1 protein-coding gene is annotated in these 4,658 nt (G+C 72.9%); it reads right to left on the reverse strand.

Annotated elements, in window-relative coordinates; translation table 11 throughout:
- Positions 1–4,639, reverse strand: a 4,639-nt coding sequence (locus Mam01_RS35510; protein ID WP_204289607.1) for a non-ribosomal peptide synthetase, incomplete at its 3' end; no start/stop codon positions are given.
- Between the last annotated feature and the right edge of the window lie 19 nt (positions 4,640–4,658).

Genomic DNA, 4,658 nt, shown 5'->3' on the forward strand with positions numbered 1-4,658 from the left:
TTACGGCGGGGTCGGAGGCCACCTGCTCCAGCACCCGCACCAACCGCCGTGCGAGCGCCTGTGCCGTCGCCTCGTCGAACAGATCGGCGGCGTACAGGACACCACCGCCCAGCCCGGCCGGAGCCCCGGCCTCGTCCCGGCGCTCCACCAACGAGACCGACAGGTCGAACCGAGCGGCGGGGCTGGTGGCCGGCATGGGGCTCACGGTCAGCCCGGCCAGCTCCCACTGCCCCTGCGACTCGGGGAAGTTCTCCACGCCGAGCGACACCTGGAACAGCGGGTTGCGCGACAGCGAACGGACCGGGTTCAGCTCGTCCACCAGGCGTTCGAACGGAACGTCCTGGTGGGCGTACGCGGCCAGGTCGGTCTCCCGCACCCGCGCCAGCACGTCCTCGAACGACGGATCGCCGGACAGGTCCGTACGCAGCACCAGGGTGTTGACGAAGCACCCGGCCAGGTCCTCCAGCGCAGCGTCCCCACGACCGGCGATCGCCGTACCGACGGGGATATCGGTACCCGCGCCGACCTTCGCGAGCAGCACGGCCAGCGCCGCGTGCGCCACCATGAACATCGTCGCGTTACCGCCCTGCGCCAGCTCCGTCAGCCGGGCATGGGCCTGTGCGTCCACCTCCAGGTGCACGGTTCCGCCTCGGAACGACGGCGTCGCCGGACGCGGCCGGTCCACGGGCAGGGCAAGCTCCTCCGGAGCGCCTTCCAGCGCCTGACGCCAGTAATCGAGCTGGCCGTTGATCAGGCTGCCGGGATCGTCGGCCTCGCCCAGCACCCGCCGCTGCCACAGCGCGTAGTCCGCGTACTGCACCGGCAGCGGCCGCCAGTCGGGCGCGCGACCCTCGCGACGGGCCGCGTACGCCGCCTCCAGATCGCGCGCCAGCACCCCCATCGACCAGCCGTCGGACGCGACGTGGTGGGTCACGACGAGCAGCACGTGCTCGTCCGGGCCCAGCGTGAACAGGCGCACCCGCCAGGGCAGGTCGCGGCTCAGGTCGAAGCCGTCGGCCGCCCGGGCGGCGAGCAGTTCCGGCAGCTCGGCCTCGGTGGTCTCGACGACTGCGAGCGGCGGCCGTCCGGCGGCCCCGTCCAGCATCTCCTGACGCGGAACCCCGTCCACGTGGGGGAAGACGGTACGCAGGCTCTCGTGCCGGTCGGCCACGTCCCCGAGCGCGGCCTCCAGCGCCGCCGCGTCCAGCTCACCCGACAACCGGAGCGCGAACGGCAGATTGTAGGCCGCGTTCTCCTCGGCGTCCTCCAGGCGGTTGAGGAACCACATCCGCTGCTGGGCGTACGACAGCGGCACCGCTTCGGGCCGCGGTTGCGGCGTCAGCGCCTGCCGCACCTCGCCCACCGCCTGATCGACGAACCGGGCCACGCCGGCGACGGTCGGGGTGGTGAACAGCTCCCGGATGCTGACCTCGGCGTCGAAGGCGGCGCGGATGCGGGCGATCAGCCGCATCGCCAGCAGCGAGTCACCGCCCAGGTCGAAGAACGACGCCTCGGCCCCGACCTCCGCCAGGCCCAGGACCTCGGCGAACAGGCCGCACAGCACCTCTTCGGCAGGCGTGGCCGGGCCACGACCGGTGGCGACCCCCGCGAAGTCCGGGGCGGGCAGTGCGGCCCGGTCGAGCTTGCCGTTCACCGTGACCGGCAACGCCTCAAGCGCCACCACGGCGGCCGGGACCATGTAGTCCGGCAACCGGGAGCCGACGAACTCCCGCAGCACCGCCGTGTCCACCCGGTTGTCCGCGACCGGCACCACATAGGCGACGAGGATCTTCTCTCCCGGCCGGTCCTCCCGTACGAGCACCGCGGCCTGGGCCACCGACTCGTGGGAGGCCAGCACGGTCTCGATCTCGCCCGGCTCCACCCGGAAACCGCGGATCTTCACCTGGTCGTCGGCCCGCCCGGACACCACGATCTGCCCGTCAGCGGTCCAGTACGCCAGGTCACCCGTCCGGTACATCCGCTCCCCAGGAGCGAACGGACACGCCACGAAGCGTTCGGCCGTCAACGCGGGACGCTTGGCATACCCCCGCGCCAGCCCCGCGCCCGCGAGATACAACTCGCCGGTGACGCCGGGCGGCACCGGGCGCAGATGGTCGTCCAGGACGTAGGTCCGGGTGTTCTCGATCGGCCGCCCGATCGGCACCGCACCCCCACCCGCCGGCAACGGACCGCTCATCGTCGCGATCACCGTCGCCTCGGTCGGACCGTAGGCGTTGACGAACCGGCGCCCCTCCGCCCACCGCTCGGTGAGTGACGGCGGGCACACTTCACCCGCCACCGACACCGTATGCACGCAGGGGGCCAGGTCGTCCGCCGCCGCCAGCACCGACGGCGGCATCATCACATGCGTCACCCCGAAGGCGGCCGTCACCTCACCCAGCGACCCGTACGGCGGCAGCATCTCGCTGCCGGCCACCACCAACGCACCCCCCGACAACAAAGCGGTGCAGAACTCCGCGAACGCCACATCGAAACTCAGCGAGGTGAACTGCAGCACCCGCGCCCCGCCCCCCGCCCCCAACCGGGCGATGTGCGCCGCCGCCAGGCTGCCGACCCCGCGATGGGAGACCACCACACCCTTCGGCGTCCCGGTCGACCCCGAGGTGTAGATCACATACGCCGGATGATCCAGGTGTAACGGCGCCACCCGATCCGCATCCGACGGCGCGAAACCGGGCAGTGCGGACAGGTCCAGCAGGTCGAACACCACCCGCGGCACATCCGCGGCGGCCGACAACGCCGGCTCCGTGGCGGTGGTGCACACCGTCAGCACCGGGGCGGCGTCGCCCAGCATGAAGGCGATCCGCGACGCCGGATGACGGGGATCTATCGGCAGGTACCCCGCGCCCGCCTTGCCCACGCCCAACAGCACCGCGATCAGCTCCGGCGAGCGCTCCATCATCACGCCCACCAGATCTTCGGGGCCCACGCCCCGGCCGATCAGCGCGTGCGCCACCCGGTTGGCCGCCGCGTCCAACTCCGCATACGACCACGACCCGCCCGCTCCGACCACCGCCACCGCGTCCGGCGTCCGCGCCACCTGCGCCTCGAACAACCCGCCGAACGTCCCCTCCGCCACTCCGGCAGCGGTGTCGTTCCACCCGTGCAGCACCGCCTCCCGCTCGACCTCCTCCAGCACCTCGACCTGGCTGAGCCGTACAGAGGGGTCGGAGGCCACCTGCTCCAGCACCCGGATCAGGCGTTCGGCCAGCTTCTCCGCGGTCCGGTGATCGAAGAGATCGGCGGCGTAGAACAACCCGCCGCTGATGCCGGCCGGGCCGCCGTCGGCGTCGCGGTGCTCGGCCAGGTCCACCGACAGGTCGAACCGCGCACCGGGAGCACCGGGCGACGCCAGGCTCACGTCGAGCCCGGGCAGGTCCCACTGCCCCGGCGGCACGTTCTGCAGGGTCAGCATGACCTGGAAGAGCGGGTTCCGGGACAGCGAGCGCGACGGGTTGAGGTCCTCGACGAGCCGCTCGAACGGCACGTCCTGGTGGGTGTAGGCGGCCAGGTCGGTCCGGCGCACCCGGCCCAGCAACTCGGTGAAGGACGGGTCGCCGCCGAGGTCCGTACGGAGCACGAGGGTGTTGACGAAGAAGCCGATCAGGTCGTCGAGGGCGGCGTCGCCGCGTCCCGCCGTGACGGTGCCGATCGGGATGTCCGTCCCGGCGCCCATGCGGGACAGCAGCGCGGCCAGCGCGGCGTGGACGACCATGAACGTGGTGACCCGGCCGCGCTGGGCGACCTGCACCAGCCGGGCGTGCGTGGCGGGGTCCACCTCCAGCCGCAGCGAGCCGCCCTCGAAGGTGGGCGTGGCGGGGCGCGGGCGGTCCGTGGGCAGGGTGAGCTCCTGCGGCACCCCGGCCAGGGCCTCTCGCCAGTAGCCGAGCTGGCGGCTGATCAGGCTGCCCGGATCGTCCAGGTCGCCGAGCATCTCGCGCTGCCAGAGCGCGTAGTCGGCGTACTGGACGGGCAGCGGCCCCGGCTCCGGCGCCCGGCCGTTCTGACGGCGCGCGGCGTAGGCCGTGCGCAGGTCCCGCGCCAGCACGCCCATCGACCAGCCGTCCGCCGCGATGTGGTGGGCCACGATGAGCAGGACGTGCTCGTCCTGGCCCGTGACCAGGAGCCAGGCGCGCCACGGCAGGTCCGTGCTCAGGTCGAAGCCCTGACCGGAGTACGCCGCGAGGACGTCGTCCACCCGGCCCTCCGGGACCTCGACGACGTGCAGGGCCGGGCGCGCGTCGGCGAGCACCCGCTGGTGCGGTACGCCCTCGACCTCCGGGAAGATCGTACGAAGGCTCTCGTGGCGGTCGGCGACGTCGCCGATCGCGGCCTCCAACGCCGCCACGTCCAGCCGGCCGGACAGGCGCAGCGCCAGCGGCAGGTTGTATCCCGCTCCCTGGGCGGTTCCTTCGAGCCGGTTGAGGAACCACATGCGCTGCTGGGCGTACGAGAGCGGCAGCACCTCCGGGCGCGGCCGCGGCTCCGGGCTCGTCTGGGTGCCGCGGGTGAGCTCCTCGATCAGGCGGGCCACCCCGGCGACGGTGGGCGTGCCGAAGAGTTCGCCGATGCCGAGCTCGGCGTCGAGCACGGCCCGGATGCGGGCGATCAGCCGCATTCCGAGCAGGGAGTCGCCA

The sequence above is a fragment of the Microbispora amethystogenes genome, assembly GCF_016863015.1.
In the GTDB taxonomy this organism is placed as follows: domain Bacteria; phylum Actinomycetota; class Actinomycetes; order Streptosporangiales; family Streptosporangiaceae; genus Microbispora; species Microbispora amethystogenes.